Source organism: Bradyrhizobium sp. CIAT3101 (assembly GCF_029714945.1).
Classification (GTDB): domain Bacteria; phylum Pseudomonadota; class Alphaproteobacteria; order Rhizobiales; family Xanthobacteraceae; genus Bradyrhizobium.
The window spans coordinates 4881740-4898901 of sequence record NZ_CP121634.1; the positions used below are offsets into that span (position 1 = coordinate 4881740).

A 17162-nucleotide genomic window follows, 5' to 3' on the forward strand; every position below is an offset into this window, starting at 1 on the left:
ACCAAGGAGACGCAACATGACGGGACATTTTCGGAAGACCACGCTTGCGGCGACGTTGGCGATGACGAGCTTAGCTGCCCAACCTGCCCTCGCCGATTCCGGCGGCGTCAGCTTCTGGCTGCCGGGCATCTTCGGCAGCCTCGCCGCCGTGCCGGCGTCGCCGGGGTGGGCCTATTCGACCATCTACATCCATCTCAACGAAAAAGCCGGCGGCGGGCAGAATTTTGTCACCAGCGGCGGCATTCCCGGCTCCGTCACCGCCGGCCTGAACGCGCATGCCGATGTGCTGGTCCAGGGCATCACCTACACCTCGGCGATGCCAGTGCTCGGCGGCCAGGCCGCCTTCACGCTGCTCACCGCCCCCGGCAACATCGGTGTCGGCATCGATGCGACGCTGACCGGCCCGCGTGGCAACGCCATTTCGGGCGGCGTCTCGGACAACCGCACCACGCTGACCGACGTGTTCTACCAGGGCACGCTGAAATGGAACCAGGGCGTCCACAATGAGATGGTCTACATCACCGGCAACATCCCGAGTGGGACTTACGACTCCACGCGGCTCGCCAATTTGAGCTTCGGCTTCCCCGCGGTCGACGCCGGCGCCGGCTACACCTATCTCGACCCCAAAAGCGGCCATGAGTTTTCGGTCGTCGGCGGGCTCACCTATAATTTCATGAACGGCGCGCTGCAGTACCAGAACGGCATCGATTTCCATGTCGACTGGGCCGCCTCGCAGTTCGTCAGCAAGACCGTCCATGTCGGCATCGCCGGCTATTTCTTCCAGCAGCTCACCGACGACAGCGGCCCCGGCGCCAAGCTCGGCGGCTTCCGCGGACAGGCGGTCGGCATCGGACCACAAATCGGCTTCATGATCCCGATGTCCGATGGCTATCAGGGCTATCTCAACGTCCGCGGCTACAAGGATCTCGAGGTCCAGAACCGGCCGAGCAGCTGGTCGACCTGGGTGACCTTCTCGCTCTCCCAGGCCGCTTCGCCGCCAGCCGCGACCAAGCCCATTGTTCGAAAGTATTGACGGAGGCGTCACGCAGCCGCAATGCCCGGAGATCAGACCAGAAAGCGCCCATTCAGCATCGGCTTTCAAACATCGATCATCACGGTGTTCGTGGCCGTCGTGCTGCTTGTCGGCCTGACCCTGGTCTATCTCAGCTTCGAGCGCGTGACCTCGATCACGCGCACGGCGGCGAGCGGCTTCATCGAGAAGGTCGCGCAACTCGGGTCCGACCATGTCGACGAACAGTTCAAAAATGTTCGCGACAATCTCGACATCCTGTCCGGCCTGACGCCGATCCAGGAAGCCGACATCGCGGACAATACGCGGCTCTATAGCTTGATGGCGGCGATGCTGCGCAACAACCCGCAGCTGTTCAACCTCTATGTCGGCTATGAGGACGGCTCGTTCATCGAGATGGATGTGATCGACCGCGCCAAGCCGGCGTTCCGCGCCAGCCTGAGGGTCGATCAGGACGCGGCGTTCCGGCTGGTCGTGATCTCGCGCACGGCCGGCGCCGCGCCGGTCACGCAATATCTGTCGGAGAACCTGATCCAGGTCGCCGAGGTCCCCGGCCCCACCGGCTACGATCCCCGGCAGCGGCCCTGGTATGTCGAGGCGTTCAAGAACGACAAGACGCTGCTGACCGGGCCCTACGTGTTCTATGCCACGGGCGAGCCCGGCTACACACTGCGAACGCCCCTGAAGGAAGGACGCCGCGGCGTCGTCGCCGGCGACGTGCTGCTGAACCGGTTCGAGGCTATGCTGGGGGAACAGAAGCTCGGCCAATCCGGGCTCGCGTTCCTGTTCAACGATGCCGAGCGCATCGTCGGCCATCCCGAGATGAGCCGGCTGATGGCGGAGATCCCGGAGCGGCAGGACGATCTGCCGCAAATTGGCGCGCTCAAGCTGCCCGCATTGGTCCCGATCATCCGGTCCTGGCGCAACGGCGGGCCAGCGCAGCAATTCTTCGCCGATGCGTCGGGCCGGACCTATGTCGCGGCGGTGCACCGGCTGGAGACGGCCGGCTCGGCCAATGTCCGACTCGCGATGATCGCGCCGCTCGACGAATTCTACGCCCAGATCATCGGCGAGCGCCGCGCGCTGTTCGCGCTGGCGCTGGCCTTCGTCGGCGCCACGCTGCCGTTCGCGTTCTGGCTGGGATCGCGGATGGCGCAGCCGCTGCGCAAGCTGGTCGAGGAAACCGACGCCATCCAGCGCTTCGACATCGCGGAGCGGCCGCGCATCCATTCCGCGATTGCCGAGATCGAGGAGCTCGGGCGCTCGGTCTTCACCATGCGCAGCGTGGTCAGTAGCTTTGCTAGCTTCATCCCGCGCCCGATCGTGCGGCAGCTCATCGAGACCGGCTCGTCGCTCCGCCTCGGCGGCAGCAGGCGCGAGGTCACGGTGCTGTTCACGGATGTCGCCGACTTCACCGCCAAGACCGAGCGGGCCGACCCGTCGCAGGTGATGATCTTCACCTCGCGCTATTTCGCAGCACTCTCGGACGAGATCATGCGGCACCGGGGTACGATCGACAAATACATTGGCGACGCCGTGATGGCGTTCTGGAACGCGCCCGCGGATGACCCTGATCACACCGCCAACGCCTGCCGCGCCGTGCTGGCATGCCTTACGGCAAACGAGGCCCTCAACAAGGAGTTCAGGCGCGAGGGCTGGCCGCCCTACGACACGCGTTACGGCCTGCATGTCGGAGATGCCGTGATCGGCAATGTCGGCTCCAGCGACCGGATGAACTACACCGCGCTCGGCGCCACCGTGAACCTGGCCTCGCGGCTGGAAGGCCTCAACAAGAACTACGGCACGCGCGTGCTGGTCAGCGCAGCGGTCCGTGCGCGCGTCGGCCATGCGTTCCTGTTGCGCAGCGTCGACAGCATCACGCCGAAGGGATTTGCCGAGCCGATCGAGGTCAGCGAGCTGCGCGGCGAGCTGGCGCAGGCGAGCGAAGCCGAGATCATCATGTGCCAGCGCTGGGACGAGGTGTTTGCCGCGATTGCGCAGGACGGCGCGGCCGACACCACCCTGGTCCGGCTCTCCGGCTTCCTGCACGACTACCCCAAGGACGGCATCGCGCAGTTTCACGCCCAGCGTTTTCGCGGCACCGCCCGCAATTCGGGAGCAGCGGCATGAGCGCCCGCCCCATCAACCGCCGGCGATTGCTGCTGAGCGGCGCGGCTGCAGCCGGCGCCTCGGCACTTGGGGTGCCCGCCATCGCACAGGCGCGCAGAAAAGTCCGGCTCGGCTATCTCCATGTGGTCGCCGTGGACGGGCATATCTGGACTGGCCTGGATCGCGGCTCGTTCGATCGGGAGGGCATCGATTTCGAGCTGCACGAGTTCAACACCGGGCCTGAAGTGTTCGAAGCGATGATGCGCGGAAAGACCGATGTCGCTTCGGCGGGCGGTGTCATCTCCAATTATCTCGCGCTCGGCCGCGGCCGGGGCTTTCTCATCAACGACATCGAGGTTGCGACCGCGCAGCTCTGGGTCCGGCCGTCGCTCGGGATCAACAAGTTCGCCGATCTCAGGGGCAAGCGGATCGCGACGACCATGAAGACCACGGCGCACATCTTTCTCGACCGCGCGCTGAAGGCCAACAACATCGCCCCATCCGAGGTGGAGATCGTCAACGCCAGCATGCCCGATGCCGTCAAGGCGTTCATCGCCGGCCAGGTACCGGCCGTGGCGCTGTGGGTGCCGTTCAATGTCGCCGTGCGTGAGGCGCTGCCTGACGCCGTGAAACTGGTGGACGCCTCCGCCTTCTATCCGCAATCCGCCGTGCTCGGCGGCTGGGCGGCGCGGCTGGATTATTATGCCGACAACAAAGAGGTCCTGAGCAGGATCATCCGCGCCTGGATCGACGCGAACGACCACATGGTGCGCAATCCGGCCGCTGCCACGGAGGCGCTCCAGGTCCACTACAAGTCATCACGCCCCCAGGACATCGCTGAAGCCTTCAAGGCGCAAAAGCTCTATTCCGCGCGCGAATGGCGGCGGCTCTATGCCGATGGCACCGTGCTGAAATGGTTGCAGCAGGCCAGCGACTTCTTCATGGCGGACGCCGGTGTCACCGGCGCACAGCGCGCGTCGGATTATTTTGATACGCAGCTCTATCTGGCGGCAACTGGATAGAGACCAGCAGCCGCAAAAGATCCCTCACCGCATTTTTCCTGGAACGCACGTCTCTCGCGCATATCCGGTAAGTTTTGTCCGTGACGGGCGAGAGCGTGCCCAGCAACTCTGTTAAGATGGATCTCGCCAACGCGAGAGCGTGAGCATCCGCTGGATTTGGTCAACTCACGTTCCCCAATGTCGAGGAGGCACGCCATGAAGTTCGTCGTGATCGGCGGAACCGGGCTGATCGGATCCCAGCTCGTTGCGAAGCTCAAGCAGCAAGGCCACGAGGTCATCGCGGCCTCACCGAAATCCGGCGTGAATGCCGTTACAGGGGAAGGTCTCAGCACAGTGCTGGCCGGCGCAGATGTCGTCGTCGACGTCGCCAATTCACCATCCTGGGAGCCTGCCGCCGTGCTCGAATTCTTCCAACGTTCGAGCCAGAACCTGGTCGCTGCCGAAGCCAAAGCTGGCGTCAAGCATCATGTCGCGCTGTCGATCGTGGGGACCGACCGTTCGCCCGACATCGCCTATTTCCGTGCCAAGCTCGCGCAGGAGACCGTCATCAAGGCCTCGCCGATCCCCTACTCGATCGTCCGCGCCACCCAGTTCTTCGAATTCCTCGGCGCCATCGGCGAAGCAGGTGTGATCGACGGCAAGATCGTCGTTCCCTCGGCGCTGTTCCAGCCGATCGCATCGGTCGACGTCGCAGATAGCCTTGCCGAGGTCGCAACGGGACGGCCCTTGAACGGCACGATCGACATCGCAGGTCCCGAGAAGGCGCCCTTCAATGAATTCGTCGCGCGGCGCCTGAAGGCAGCCGGTGACGGCCGCCAAGTGGTGGGGGACCGAAAGGCGCAGTATTATGGCGTCGCCATCGACGACACGACGCTCGTCCCGCTCGGCGAGGCGCGGCTCGGAAAGACGCCGCTCGCAACCTGGTTGACGGGCATCTAGAGATCTGGCGCCGGCATCATCCGCCCTCCACGAACGCCACCGGCGTCCCTTTCGCGACGCCGGCCGCGACGCGTTCGGCGTCCCAATTGGTGAGACGAACGCAGCCGTGCGATTGCCCCTTCGAGATATTTTGCGGCGACGGCGTGCCGTGGATGCCGTAGCCGTCGGCGGACAGGTTGATCCACATCGTGCCGACCGGATTGTTCGGGCCGGGCCTGATCTTGAAGGGTCTTCGCGCATGAACGCCCTTGAAATGATAGGCGGGATTGTAGCGGTAGGTCGGATTTGGATCGATCTCGGTGACCTTCAGCGTACCTGATGGCGACGGCTTCTCCTCGCTTCCGACGCTGGCGGGATAAAAACCGATCAGCGCGTTCGACTTGTCGAGCAGTTTGACGGTCTGCCGCTTCTTGTCGATCTCGACCCTGTCGGCCTTGGCAGGTGCAGCGCTCCCACCGTCGCTGGTGTCGACGACGGCGATGGTCTCGCCGGCACGGTCGAAGTGCCGCCCGGGGTTGAGCGCGGCGAGCAACTGTTCGCTCATGTGAAATTTCTCGGCCAATCCTTCGCGCGGACTGGTGTAGCCGAGCGTCGGAATGTCCTTCATCGCCTCCATCTTTGCTGGAAGCTTGCGTAGGAACGGGCCTGCGATGTCCTTGTCGGTGATGGTGTAGGTCGCCATAGGTGGCCGCGTGTCCGCCTGCAGCGCCTTCCAGACGTCATCCGTCAATTCATCCGAGTTCGGCAATTGCCGTGCTTCTGCATAGGCGCGCAGCGCCTTCCTGGCATTCTCGCCGAACCTGCCATCGATCTCGCCGGGCGAGAAATGGGCCCTGTCCAGCAGCACCTGCAGACGCACGCCCGCCGGGGTCGGCTTATCGTTCGACAGGGTCTTCTTCGATGGTTCAGCCGAACCGATCGCGGCCGCGTCCATCCCGGCGGCGAGCGCTGGCGCGGCCGCTAGGACAAGGAGTGCGACGGCGAAGGCAATTCTCACTGCCGCGTGCGGTACCTGCTCGGCCATGGTCCAACTCCGACGTGGCGAGGTTTGTCGGATCGGCAACTCGGCTCGACGGCAGAAGTTTCCAGTTATTCCCGGCCGAACGCGACCGTTGAGCTAGATCAAGTCTCACGTCCGACCTGACGGCAGGCTCGATGCATTCCCGTTGAGGACGGCGCATGAACCTGCTGCTCAAGGAAATCCGGCACAACCCACTGCTCTGGCTTCTGGTCTTCGTGCCCGTGGTGACCGTCCTCGCGCAGGTCAGGCCGGATGCTCATACCCTGCTGTTCGTGCTGGCCGTCATTGCCATCATCCCGCTCGCGAGCCTGCTCAGCCATGCCACTGAAGCGGTTGCCGAGAAGACCGGCGACGCGATCGGCGGGCTGTTGAATGCCACGCTTGGCAATCTGACCGAACTCATCATCGCGATCGCTGCGTTGCAGGCCGGTGAATACATGCTGGTGAAAGCCTCCATCGCGGGCGCGATTGTCACCAACTCGCTGTTCATGCTCGGCGCCTCCCTGCTGCTGGGAGGACTAAAATATCCGACGCAGGAGTACAACCGCGCCGGCGGCAGGCTCTATTCCGCATTGCTGCTGATGGCGACCATCGCCCTGCTCTCGCCCTCGGCCATCGCCGATCTCGACTTCGCCGGAGAGGAAAGCGCGGTGCAGCGGTTGAGCACCGCCTTGGCAATCCTGCTGATTGCGGCCTATGGCCTCAGCCTGGTGTTCTCGATGAAAACGCACAAGGAGCTGTTTGCCAGCGAGGATCACGGCGAAGCGGCCGGACCCGCGCTGCCGATCGGAATTGCCGTCCCGACCCTGCTGGTCGTAACCGTGCTCGTCGCGATCGTCAGCGAGATCTTCGTGGAATCCGTGCAGAAGGCGGCCGAAACGCTCGGCATGAGCCCGGCCTTCGTCGGCTTTGTTGTCGTCGCTCTAGTGGGAGCAGCGGCCGAGATGGCGGTGGCGTTCTCGGCGGCCCGTCACAACCGGCTCGACCTCAGCGTCAGCATCGCGCTTGGAAGCGCGTCCCAGATCGCCCTGTTCGTTGCTCCGGTCCTCGTGTTGTTGAGCTATATCGTCGGACCGCACCCGATGGATCTCCAATTCTGGCGCGGCGCGGTGACCATGGTGATGATTGCGACCGTGGTGACATGCTTCGTCACCAACAGCGGACGATCGGCATGGTTCATCGGCGCGCTCCTGCTGTTCATCTATGCCATCTTCGCCATGACGCTCTACATGATACCGCCCGGCTCGCACGGCCCGGTCTAGATCGTGGCCGGCTTAACGGCGCGATCCGGGACGCGGCACGTCAGCATGGCTGGCGTTGTTCGGAAATCCTCCCGGCGACCTTGATCTAGCGCAATGCGCGAGCCGCAGGCAGGCGCAACGCCATCCGCGGGCAGGAAACCGTGGAGCCAATCCATGACTTGTTTGCGTCCAAGAAATATTGCGATCGGGGCCTCAACCTTTGTGTGTGCCGCACTGCTGTCCTTTAGCTGGTCCGGACAAGGCGGCCCCGTATTGTCGATCGACAGCGCTCAGGCGCGTGTCGGCCGTCCGCTGACACCCGTCAGCGTCGCCGGCGTGGCACGGCGTCAGTATCGGCGGGGCAACTATGGCTACGGCGCCGCTGCCGTTGGAGCCGGCCTCGCCGGCGCAGCGGTCGTGGGCACGACGGCCGCCGTCGCCGCGGCCACCTCACCCTTCGGCGATCCCTACAACAACGGCTATTACGGCAACGGGCCGTATGTCGGCAATAATGCCCTTGCCGCCAATGCCTATTATGCCGGGCCGGCTGAGACCAGCCCGTTCTACCTGCAGCGCGCCTACTCCGGAAGCGCTCCGTGGTATGGCCACAACGGGTGGACTGACTACAAGGCGCGCAATGGCATCGTCTGCGATCCCGGCACCACGTTCAAAGGTGGTGACGGCCTGATGCACGTCTGTCAGTAGCGTCTCAGCGCTGCGGCAAGGGGCGGCTCAAGCGTCGCCCCTACGCCGCGCCGCCATCTCGGCCGCAAGCAGCACCGCCGCACGGCTGGCGCCGGTCGATGCGACGCCTTGGCCAGCGATGTCGTAAGCGGTGCCGTGCGCGGGCGTGCAGATCGGAAACGGAAAGCCGCCGAGCAAGGTGACGCCGCGATCGAACCCCATCAGCTTCATCGCGATCTGGCCCTGGTCGTGATACATCGTCAGCACCGCATCGAAGGCGCCGGCCTTGGCGCGCAGGAACACGGTGTCGGCCGGAAACGGTCCCTCCACGGCAATGCCGTCGCGCTGGCCCGCTTCCACCACCGGCGCGATGACATCGATCTCCTCACGGCCGAAATTGCCGCCGTCGCCGGCGTGCGGGTTGAGGCCTGCCACGGCAATCCGCGGCCGCGCAAAGCCGGCATTGCGCATGCAGGCATCAGTGAGTTTCAACGCGCGCTGGATGCGATCGCCGGAGAGCTTTGCAGCCACATCCTTGAGCGGAATGTGCGAGGTGACCCGCGCATTCCAGAGTTCGCCCAGCACGTTGAATTCGCTGGCCGGCGTCTTGAGCCCGGCGACCTCCGCGGAAAATGCAATCTCGTCGTCGTAGTCGGCGCGGGCATACCGCATCGCCTGCTTGTTGAAGGGCGTGAAGCAGACGGCGTCGACGCGGCCATCCCGGGCAAGCTCGAGCGCGTGGCGGTAGTTGGCAAGCGCGAACCTGCCGCCGGCAAGGGTCGCGGTTTTCGGTTCAACCTCCTTGGGGTCGAGATGGCCGAGATCGACGAACAGCGCCTCGCCTTTCGCCGCGCGAAAGTCGGCCCCCTGCTCCACCTTCGTCAGCTCCGGCGTGGCGCCGGCGACGCGTGCGCCCGCGTCGAAGATGCGACGATCGCCGATCACGACCAGGCGGCAGCGGCTGCGGATCTCGTCCAGCGCCACGAGCTTTGCCGTCAGCTCCGGGCTGATGCCGGCGGGATCTCCCATTGCCAGCGCAATGAGCGGCTTTGCGGTCATATGATCACCTTTTCTTGGGCGGGCGTCTCGGCAGTGGGCGAATTGGGTTTGCGGAAGGGCCGCGCCAGCTGCAGCACGAGCGGAAGCAGCAGCAGCGCGATGCCGCCCATGACCAGGCAGGTCACCAGCTTGTTGGCAAAGAAGATGCCGAGGGATCCCTTGGACATCAGCATCGACTGCCGGAACGCATCCTCCGCCTTGTCGCCGATGACGATGGCGAGCACCAGCGGTGCCAGTGGATAGAACAGTTTCTTGAAGAGATAGCCGACCACGCCGAAGCCGAGCATCATGACGACGTCGAGATAGGAGTTCGACACCGAATAGGCGCCGACGACGCAGATGATCACGATCAGCGGCGCGATGATCACGAAGGGAATTCGCATCAACGCGGCAAACACCGGCACGGTCAGCAGCACCAGCGCGACCGCGACGATGTTGCCGACATACATCGAGGCGATCAGGCCCCAGACGAAGTCCTTCTGGTCGACAAACAGCATAGGCCCGGGATTGAGGCCCCAGATCATCAGCCCGCCCATCATCACGGCCGCGGTGGCCGAGCCGGGAATGCCGAGCGATAGCATCGGCAGCAGTGCGCTGGTGCCGGCGGCGTGGTCGGCGGTCTCCGGCGAGATGATGCCTTCGACCTCGCCCGTGCCGAAATAGCGGCCGCGACGCGAGAAGCGGCGGGCGATGCCGTAACTCATGAAGGATGCCGCGGTCGGGCCACCCGGCGTGATCCCCATCCAGCAGCCGATCGCGGCGCTCCGCAGCAGCGCAACGCCGTGCCGCGGCAGGCGGCTGACGGCGCGAAACACCTCGCGCCAGTCGATCCTGGAGGAGACCGCGCGCGCATGAAATTCCTCCTCGACCGCGACCAGCAGCTCGCCGATGCCGAACAGGCCCATCACCGCGACGACGAAGTTCACGCCCTTGACCAGCTCGTCCACGCCCATGGTGAGGCGGACGCTTCCGGACACGGTGTCGATGCCGATGGCGGCGATGGCAAAGCCGATGGCGAGCGCCACCACGGTCTTGATCGGCGCCGCGCCGCCCATGCCGACGAAGCTCGCGAAAGCCAGGAAATAGACCGCAAAATATTCCGGCGGTCCGAAGGCAAGCGCGACCTGCGCCACCCATGACGCCAGGAAGGTGATCAGGATGACGCCAACGAGCGCGCCAAACGCCGCCGAGCCGAAGGCGGTGGCGAGCGCGGTGGTCGGCCGGCCATCCCGCGCCATCGGATAGCCGTCGAAAGTGGTCGCGACCGAGGACGGCTCGCCCGGGATGTTGAAGAGGATCGAGGTCACGGATCCCCCGAACAGCGCGCCCCAATACATGCTGGAGAGCAGGATGATCGCCGACACCGGCTGCATGCCGAAGGTCAGCGGCAGCAGCAGCGACACCCCGTTCGGCGCACCCAGCCCCGGCAGCACGCCGACGAGAATGCCGAGCAGAACGCCGACCACCATCAGCGCCAGATGCGGCACGGTGACCGCGATGGTGAAGCCGTGGAAGAGCTCTGAGAGATTGTCCATCGCCCTCCCCTTAGAAACCGAGGGCCGCAGCGAGCGCACCGTGCGGCAGGCTCACCTGGAACATGCGCTCGAACACGACGTAGAGCGCGAGCGCCGTTGCCGCCGCCGTCACCGCCGAACGCACCACGGATTGGTGCCGAGGGATCGCGAGCACCGCGAACACGTAAGCCGCCGACGCCAGATACATCCCGAGCAGCGGGATGGCGGCAACGAAGATCGCGGCCGGCACGAACAGTCCCGCCAGCCGCCGCAGCTCAACGGACGTGATCGCGATGGGAACGCTGGCAAGCGTCGCGGCCGGCACGACGCCGCGCGCCAGATTGTAGAGGCTGCCGGCGACGATGATGATGCCGGTCAGAAACGGGAACGTGCCGGAATCCACGCCCGCGCTCGACCAGCCGATACCGTTGTCCAGACTCTGGACCACCACCGCAACGCCAAAACTGCCGGTGAGGATCGCGGTCGCGAGTTCGAGGGCGCGGCGCGAGATCATCGAAGGCTCCCTTGTGGCATCGGACAGCGGCCGGCTAAGACGCCCACGTCTTTGCCCAGCATTCGCTGTCGTCCCTGCGAACGCAGGGACCCATAACCCCAGGGAGTAGTTTGACGCGGACTTGACGTCACATCCACCCGGGTACGACGACCAACACTCCTCGACGGATCACGCGGTATGGGTCCCTGCGTTCGCAGGGACGACAGCGGAGCTGGTGGGTAAGCCCTGCTTCCATCAAAGCTGATGCAACAGCCCCGCCTCACTTGACCAGCCAGCCCTGCTCGCTTGCAACCTGCCTGAGGTGCTCGAGATCCTCCTTGATGAATTTGTCGAAGTCCGCCCCGGTGAGGAACGTGTCGATCTGCGAGCTCTTGTCGATGTAGTCCTTCCACTCCGGCGTCGCCTGCACCTTTTTCATGAGATCGACATAATAGGCGGCCTGCTCCGGCGTGACCTTGCCGGGCAACCAGACCGTCCGCGGCTGCTCATATTGCTTGATGTCGAGACCCTGTTCGGCACAGGTCGGCACGTCGCCCCAGCCTTCGGTGGCCGTGACCTTGGCGCCTTGCGGCAGCCGCTTCGGACTGAAGACACACAGCGGGCGCTGCGTGCCACCGCGCCACTGCCCAATGCTTTCGCTGGGATTGTTGACGTGGGAATCCAGATGTCCGCCGGCAAGCTGCACGGCGGTTTCGGCACCGCTCTTGAAGGGGATGTAGGTCAGCTTCACATGGCCGGCCTTCTCGATCATGCGGGTCAGGACCTCGTCGGTGTCCTTGGACTGCGCACCGCCCATCTTGAAGTCGCCGGTTGCCGCAGCCTTCAGGTAATCGCCCGCCGTCTTGTAGGGCGCGTCCTGCTTGACCCAGAGCAGGAATTCGTCCTGCGCCATCGCCGCGATCGGGGTGAGGTCGGTGTAGTTGAAGGCGACCTTGGAGACGAGCGGCTGCTGCCAGGCGTTCGAGGTCCCGAAGATCACCTTGTAGGGATCGCCGGCAGAAGCCTTGCCGTAGACATAGCCTTCGGCGCCGCTGCCGCCGGCCTTGTTGACGACGACGATCGGCTGGTCCGTCAGCTTGTACTTGGTGATGATGTTCTGCACCGCACGGGCGATGTTGTCGGTGCCGCCGCCAGGACCTGCGGTCGCCACGAACTCGATCGGCTTCTGCGGCTGCCAGGCAGCAAACGCCGGCGCAATGCCTGCGAACACGGCTGCACTGACGGACAACATGAAGAGAGACGTCCCACGCATGATTTCCTCCAACTGATTTTTTCTGTTTTGTTTGATCAGCCGTCTCGACGTCCGCTCAGGCGACGCGCTCCCTGCGGTCCCCTGAAGCCGAAACGATTGCGCCTTCTTGTTCGAGCGCTTCGATTTGCTTTTGATCGAACCCGTGCTCGGCGAGCACCTCGCGCGTATGTTCGCCATAGATGGGCGCGCCGGACACAACCTTGCCCGGCGTTTCCGAGAACTTGACCGGCAACCCGATCGTCTTGACCGGGCCGAGCGTGGAATGCTCGACCTCGACAACCATCTCGCGCGCCAGCGTCTGCGGATCGCCGAGCGCCTCCAGCATGTCGTGCACGGGGCCGCAGGGCACGCCCTTCTCGTCCAGCGCCGCGAGCCAGTGCGCCCGCGTTTGCGTGCGGAAGCGCTCGCTCAGGACGGCTTCGAGCTCCTTCAAATTCGCCATACGGTCGGCGCCGTTGACGAAGCGCGGATCGGAGGCCAGCTCGCTCGCGCCGAGCGCCTCCAGCATCAACAGCCAGTGCTTCTTGTTGGCCCCGCCGACCACCAGCCAGCCGTCGGCGGCTTCGAACGCCTGGTAAGGCGCGTTCAGCGGATGGGCCGAACCCATCGCGCGCGGCGCGGTGCCGGCGGCGAGCGCGATGGTCGATTGCCAATAGGTCTGCACCAGCGCCGCCTCGTAGAGCGAGGTCTCGACCCACTGCCCCTCGCCGGTCTTGAGACGGTGGGTGTAGGCGGCAAGGATCCCCATGCTCGCGAGCAGGCCGGCGGTGATGTCCGAGAGCGGCGGGCCGCATTTCACCGGCGGGCCATCGGGGCGTTCGCCAGTAAAGCTCATGATGCCGCTCATTGCTTGTGCGACCAGGTCAAACCCACGACGGTGTTTGTAGGGACCGGTGCGACCGAAGCCTGACAGCGAGCAATAGATCAGCGCCGGAAATTTTTCGTGCAGCTCTTCATAGCCGAACCCAAGACGCTCCATCGCGCCCGGCGCAAAATTCTCGACCAGCACATCGGCGTCCGCGATCAGGCGACGCAGCACCTCCTTGCCGCCGTCGGTTTTCAGATCCAGCACGATGCCGCGCTTGTTGCGGTTCATCATCAGGAACGAGGCCGCCTCGTCGCCGATCCTGGGCGGCACCGAATGGCGGGTGTCGTCGCCGTTCGGCCATTTCTCGATCTTGATGACGTCGGCGCCCATGTCGGCGAGCATCAGGGTGCAGGTCGGCCCCGCCATGACGTGGGTGAGATCGATGACCTTGAGGCCGGCGAGCGGGCCGGAACGACGTGAGGCGGATTGCGATCGATCGCTTGGCATCGGGGCGTCCTATTGACCGCGCCACTGCGGGGAGCGCTTGTTGAGGAAAGCATCGAGCCCTTCGCGAAAATCCTGGCTCGTGTAGCACATCAGGATGAGGTCTTCGCCCTCGTCCCGCGTCAGGCGCTTTTGCAGGCGGGCCACCGCCTGCTTGGTCGCATTCAGCGTCAGCGGTGCATGGCTGGCGACGAGGCGCGCGAGCTCGTCGGCACGCCTGTCGAGCGCCGGAAGATCCTCGACGACCTCGCCGAGCAGCCCGACCTGGGCTGCCTCCGCCGCATCGACAAGGCGCGCGGTGAAGATCAAATCCTTGACCCGCGCAGCCCCGATCAGGGCCGTGAGACGGCTGACATTGGACATCGACAGGCAATTGCCGAGCGTGCGGGCGATCGGAAAGCCGATTTTCGTGCTGCGTGTGCCGATGCGCAGATCGCACGCCGCGGCGATGCCCGCCCCGCCGCCGGTGCAGAAACCGTTGATCGCCGCGATCGTCGGCACCCGGCATTGCTCGAGCGTGGTCAGCACCCGGTCGATCCGGTTCTCGTAGTCGATGGAGTCCTGTGGCGTCTTGAATTCGCGGAACTGGTTGATGTCGGTGCCCGAGGCGAAGGCCTTGTCGCCGGCCCCGCGCAGCACCAGCACCTTGATGGAGCGATCGTCGTTGGCCTGCTCGCAAATGGCGGCGAGCCGCTCGTACATGGCGAAGGTGAAGGCGTTGCGCGCCTGCGGGCGGTTGAAGGTGATCCGCCCGATGCCGTCGTTGCATTCAAAAACGAGGTCGTCCGCCGCTACGGCCTGGTCCATTTCCTCGATCCCTGCTGTTTTTTGTATTTTTGAATGCAAAAATTGAGAATTTCAAGATATAATTGCCAGACTTTGGTCTACTGGCTCATTTTTGCATTCAAATTGGGGATTATTCCATGCTGCATGAGGAGGTCGTCGGCCGTATCCGCGACATTCTGCTCGACGGCGAGATCCCGCCGGGCGCGCGAATTCCCGAGCGCGAACTGTGCGAGCGGCTCGACATCTCGCGCACGCCGTTGCGCGAGGCGCTCAAGGTGCTCGCTGCCGAGGGCCTCGTGCAGCTCCTGCCCCATCGCGGCTCGCGCGCGGCAAAACTGACCGACAAGGACATGCGCGACCTCTTCGAGGTCTGCCAGGGCCTCGAAGCATTGGCCGGCGAGCTTGCCTGCGAACGCATCAGCGATCGCGAGATCGCGGAGATCGCGGCTGCGCACGCAGCGATGGTGCAGCATTATCGCGAAGGCGATCTGATCCAGTATTACCGCGGTAACCGCGCCATCCACGAGGGGATCGTCAATGCGGCCGGCAATCCCGTGCTGACCGGGCTCTACGCATCCGTCACCGCACGCATCCGCCGCGCACGCTATGTGACGCCGATGACGCCGCAACGCTGGGCGTTCGCCGTCAGCGAGCACGAAGCCATCCTGAACGCGCTCCAGCGCCGCGACGGCGCCGGGCTCTCCCATATCTTGCGCGCGCATCTGCGGCACAAGCGGGAAGAAGTGTTGCAGGCGGGCTATGCGGAGACGGAGGTGAGCGAGCCCACGCTGAAGATCGCGTAAGGCGGCGCCGCCTTCCGGCTCATTCCGATCAGCGGCAATCGTCGTCGTCGCGGTCGCAGGCACCGTCACGGTCGTCCGCATCACGGCCCAGGCCAGTCTCCGGTGTAAACGACACGCCGCGGAGCGCTTCGGCGAAGCGCGCGGTGCGCACCGTGCTGAACGTTTCGTTTGCCGGCAGCGCGGTCGCGGCGAGCTTGTCCTTGATCATGACAAGCTTGTTCGGATCGGCGCCCTGATCGCCGCCACCACTCACAGTGGAGGTGATCGCCCAGATCGATGCCGTGCCGTCGGTATTGACGCGTCCGGTGATGTTGCGCAGCCCGTCAGTCGCCGGCGACCACGGCAGCCCGGTCGCAGCGTTGTTGCCGGTCGGATAGTCGCGAACGGTATAGGGAACGCCGAGGCCAAGACCCGCCTGCAGCGTGTAGCTCAGCTTCCAGGTCTTGGCCGCGTCGTCGAACACCCATTTCTGCAAGCCCGCTCCGGTCTGGGCCGCAGCGACGGTGTAGGTGTTGGTCACGGCGCTGTACGTATTGGTGCCGTCGCCTTCGTCGGCGACATAGAGAGTCTTGGCATCCGCGAACCAGATCCCGAACGGGAACGAGGTCGCGGTCTTCGCGAGATTGGTCGGGAAACCCTTGAGCACGCACATATTGTAAGGCGTGACGCCAAGCGTCTGGAGCTTCGTTGCATCGTAGTAGATCGGAGTCGTCGGCAGCTTCGCCGATGGGCTCGGCAGACCGACGCCATTGGGGCACGCCAGCGGCTTGCCATTGGCGTCGAAGCCCGATGTGTCGATGAAGTACACCGTGTTGATGCCGTTGCCGCCGCTCCCCTTGGTCACGTAGATCACGTCGTTGAACACGGTCAGGCCGCGGAAGTTGGTGTCCTTGCCAACCTTGTCAGCCTTCAGGCTCAACTGTGTGACATTGAAGCTCCCGACCGGCGTCGGCAGGCCCGGATCGGGTTGATCGACGAGCGGGGTCTTCGCAGATGTCATGATCTGCGCGCCCGCACCGATGATCACGCCGTTCGGCTGAGGATTGCCGCCGTTGCCGGCATTGCCGGTGGTGTAGAACACATTGGCACCGGCCCGGTCGTTCAGGATCGCAGCGCGGCCGTTGTTGCCGCTATAGGCGTTGGTCTTGGTGAAACGGAAGCGGCCATGCTCGTCGACCGTCGCGATCACGCGTGAATACGCTGATGTCACCGGATTGGTCGAATCGACGACATCGGGCGTGTTGGAGTTCGACACGTCGATCGCGTCGACTGGTGCGAGGTAACCCATAAACGATACGCTGTGGCGATCGATCGAGAGGTTCAGCCCGATCTCGGACTTCGACGAGAAGCTCGTCACCATCTGGTCCCTGTTCGCGGTGACGCCGTGCTGGCCGCTGTTCGGCACTTCGAGCGAATGGATGCGATGGCCGTTCAGGCGCAGCTCGTCGAGCACGATCTTGGCCGTGATACCGAAGGAGGCATCGACGAGATCGTTGCTGAACACCATCGGATAAATGCCGTCCGCGGTCGCCGTGGCGCAATTCGGCGCCACGCAGTTCGGCGGCAATTGGGTGACGCCGGCCGTGATGTTCGAAGCCTTGTTGTCATAGACCGCTCGGCTGAGGAGCAGATGGCCCGGCCGGAAATGGAAATCGTCCTGGTCGGCGCGCGCCGGCACACTGGCGAGCGCAGTCGACGCGAGCAAGCCAGCCACAAACACAGTCCGCGGAATCACCGCGAACACGCGCAATCCTTTGACAGCCATCGGCGTTTTCCCAAATTTGTGATTTTTGCAAGACGGGCAGCACGCCCACGTCGCGCTTCATTCCGCGCGCAGTCTGCGAGCGGACTGTTACAGGAATGCGAATGAGATGCG

General features: G+C 64.5%; 15 protein-coding genes. 7 read left to right on the plus strand and 8 right to left on the minus strand.

Going from position 1 to position 17162, the window contains the following annotated elements; translation table 11 throughout:
• The first annotated feature begins 16 nt into the window (after nt 1-16).
• The 4 genes from QA645_RS23150 to QA645_RS23165 all read left to right on the plus strand — a co-directional run bounded on the left by QA645_RS23150 (nt 17) and on the right by QA645_RS23165 (nt 5100).
• A complete protein-coding gene (locus QA645_RS23150; protein ID WP_283044054.1) occupies nt 17-1033 on the plus strand; it encodes a transporter in 1017 nt (338 codons plus the stop codon).
• Between the two features lie 21 nt (nt 1034-1054).
• Nucleotides 1055-3160 (plus strand): adenylate/guanylate cyclase domain-containing protein, encoded by a 2106-nt coding sequence (locus QA645_RS23155; protein WP_283044055.1) that lies wholly within the window; start codon nt 1055-1057, stop codon nt 3158-3160.
• Nucleotides 3157-4161 (plus strand): ABC transporter substrate-binding protein, encoded by a 1005-nt coding sequence (locus tag QA645_RS23160; RefSeq protein WP_283044057.1) that lies wholly within the window; start codon nt 3157-3159, stop codon nt 4159-4161. Before QA645_RS23155 ends, QA645_RS23160 begins: the two co-directional genes overlap by 4 nt.
• 195 nt (nt 4162-4356) lie before the next feature.
• Nucleotides 4357-5100, plus strand: coding sequence for an SDR family oxidoreductase (locus QA645_RS23165; RefSeq protein ID WP_283044058.1), 744 nt, complete (start codon nt 4357-4359; stop codon nt 5098-5100).
• A gap of 16 nt (nt 5101-5116) precedes the next feature.
• Here the strand turns inward: QA645_RS23165 and QA645_RS23170 are convergent, their stop codons facing one another.
• Nucleotides 5117-6124: a L,D-transpeptidase family protein gene (locus tag QA645_RS23170; RefSeq protein ID WP_283044059.1), complete on the minus strand. Its 1008-nt coding sequence runs from the start codon at nt 6122-6124 to the stop codon at nt 5117-5119.
• A 155-nt stretch (nt 6125-6279) separates the two neighbouring features.
• Between QA645_RS23170 and cax the strand changes: the two genes are divergently transcribed.
• Nucleotides 6280-7383 (plus strand): calcium/proton exchanger, encoded by a 1104-nt coding sequence (gene cax, locus QA645_RS23175; protein ID WP_283044060.1) that lies wholly within the window; start codon nt 6280-6282, stop codon nt 7381-7383.
• A 153-nt stretch (nt 7384-7536) separates the two neighbouring features.
• Nucleotides 7537-8067 carry a hypothetical protein gene (locus tag QA645_RS23180; protein WP_256561542.1) on the plus strand — a complete coding sequence of 177 codons (531 nt, stop codon included), beginning with the start codon at nt 7537-7539 and terminating at the stop codon, nt 8065-8067.
• 27 nt (nt 8068-8094) lie between these two features.
• Here the strand turns inward: QA645_RS23180 and QA645_RS23185 are convergent, their stop codons facing one another.
• From QA645_RS23185 to QA645_RS23210, 6 genes are all read right to left on the minus strand, one after another.
• Nucleotides 8095-9105 (minus strand): 4-hydroxythreonine-4-phosphate dehydrogenase PdxA, encoded by a 1011-nt coding sequence (locus QA645_RS23185; protein WP_254131264.1) that lies wholly within the window; start codon nt 9103-9105, stop codon nt 8095-8097.
• The gene (locus QA645_RS23190; RefSeq protein ID WP_283044061.1) at nt 9102-10640 is read right to left on the minus strand and encodes a tripartite tricarboxylate transporter permease; all 1539 of its coding nucleotides are present in this window, start codon (nt 10638-10640) and stop codon (nt 9102-9104) included. Before QA645_RS23190 ends, QA645_RS23185 begins: the two co-directional genes overlap by 4 nt.
• Before the next feature lie 10 nt (nt 10641-10650).
• Nucleotides 10651-11133, minus strand: coding sequence for a tripartite tricarboxylate transporter TctB family protein (locus tag QA645_RS23195; RefSeq protein ID WP_283044062.1), 483 nt, complete (start codon nt 11131-11133; stop codon nt 10651-10653).
• Nucleotides 11134-11392: 259 nt separating this feature from the next.
• Entirely contained in the window at nt 11393-12385 is a 993-nt protein-coding gene (locus QA645_RS23200; RefSeq protein WP_254193573.1) for a tripartite tricarboxylate transporter substrate-binding protein, read from the minus strand.
• 55 nt (nt 12386-12440) lie between these two features.
• Nucleotides 12441-13700, minus strand: coding sequence for a CoA transferase (locus QA645_RS23205; protein ID WP_283044063.1), 1260 nt, complete (start codon nt 13698-13700; stop codon nt 12441-12443).
• Nucleotides 13701-13709: 9 nt separating this feature from the next.
• Complete coding sequence (locus tag QA645_RS23210; RefSeq protein WP_283044064.1) at nt 13710-14504, minus strand: enoyl-CoA hydratase/isomerase family protein; 795 nt, start codon at nt 14502-14504, stop codon at nt 13710-13712.
• A gap of 116 nt (nt 14505-14620) precedes the next feature.
• Between QA645_RS23210 and QA645_RS23215 the strand changes: the two genes are divergently transcribed.
• On the plus strand, nt 14621-15286 hold the full coding sequence (locus QA645_RS23215; RefSeq protein ID WP_283044065.1) for a GntR family transcriptional regulator: 666 nt from the start codon (nt 14621-14623) through the stop codon (nt 15284-15286).
• A 28-nt stretch (nt 15287-15314) separates the two neighbouring features.
• Here the strand turns inward: QA645_RS23215 and QA645_RS23220 are convergent, their stop codons facing one another.
• On the minus strand, nt 15315-17051 hold the full coding sequence (locus QA645_RS23220; RefSeq protein WP_283044066.1) for a hypothetical protein: 1737 nt from the start codon (nt 17049-17051) through the stop codon (nt 15315-15317).
• Nucleotides 17052-17162: the final 111 nt, after the last annotated feature.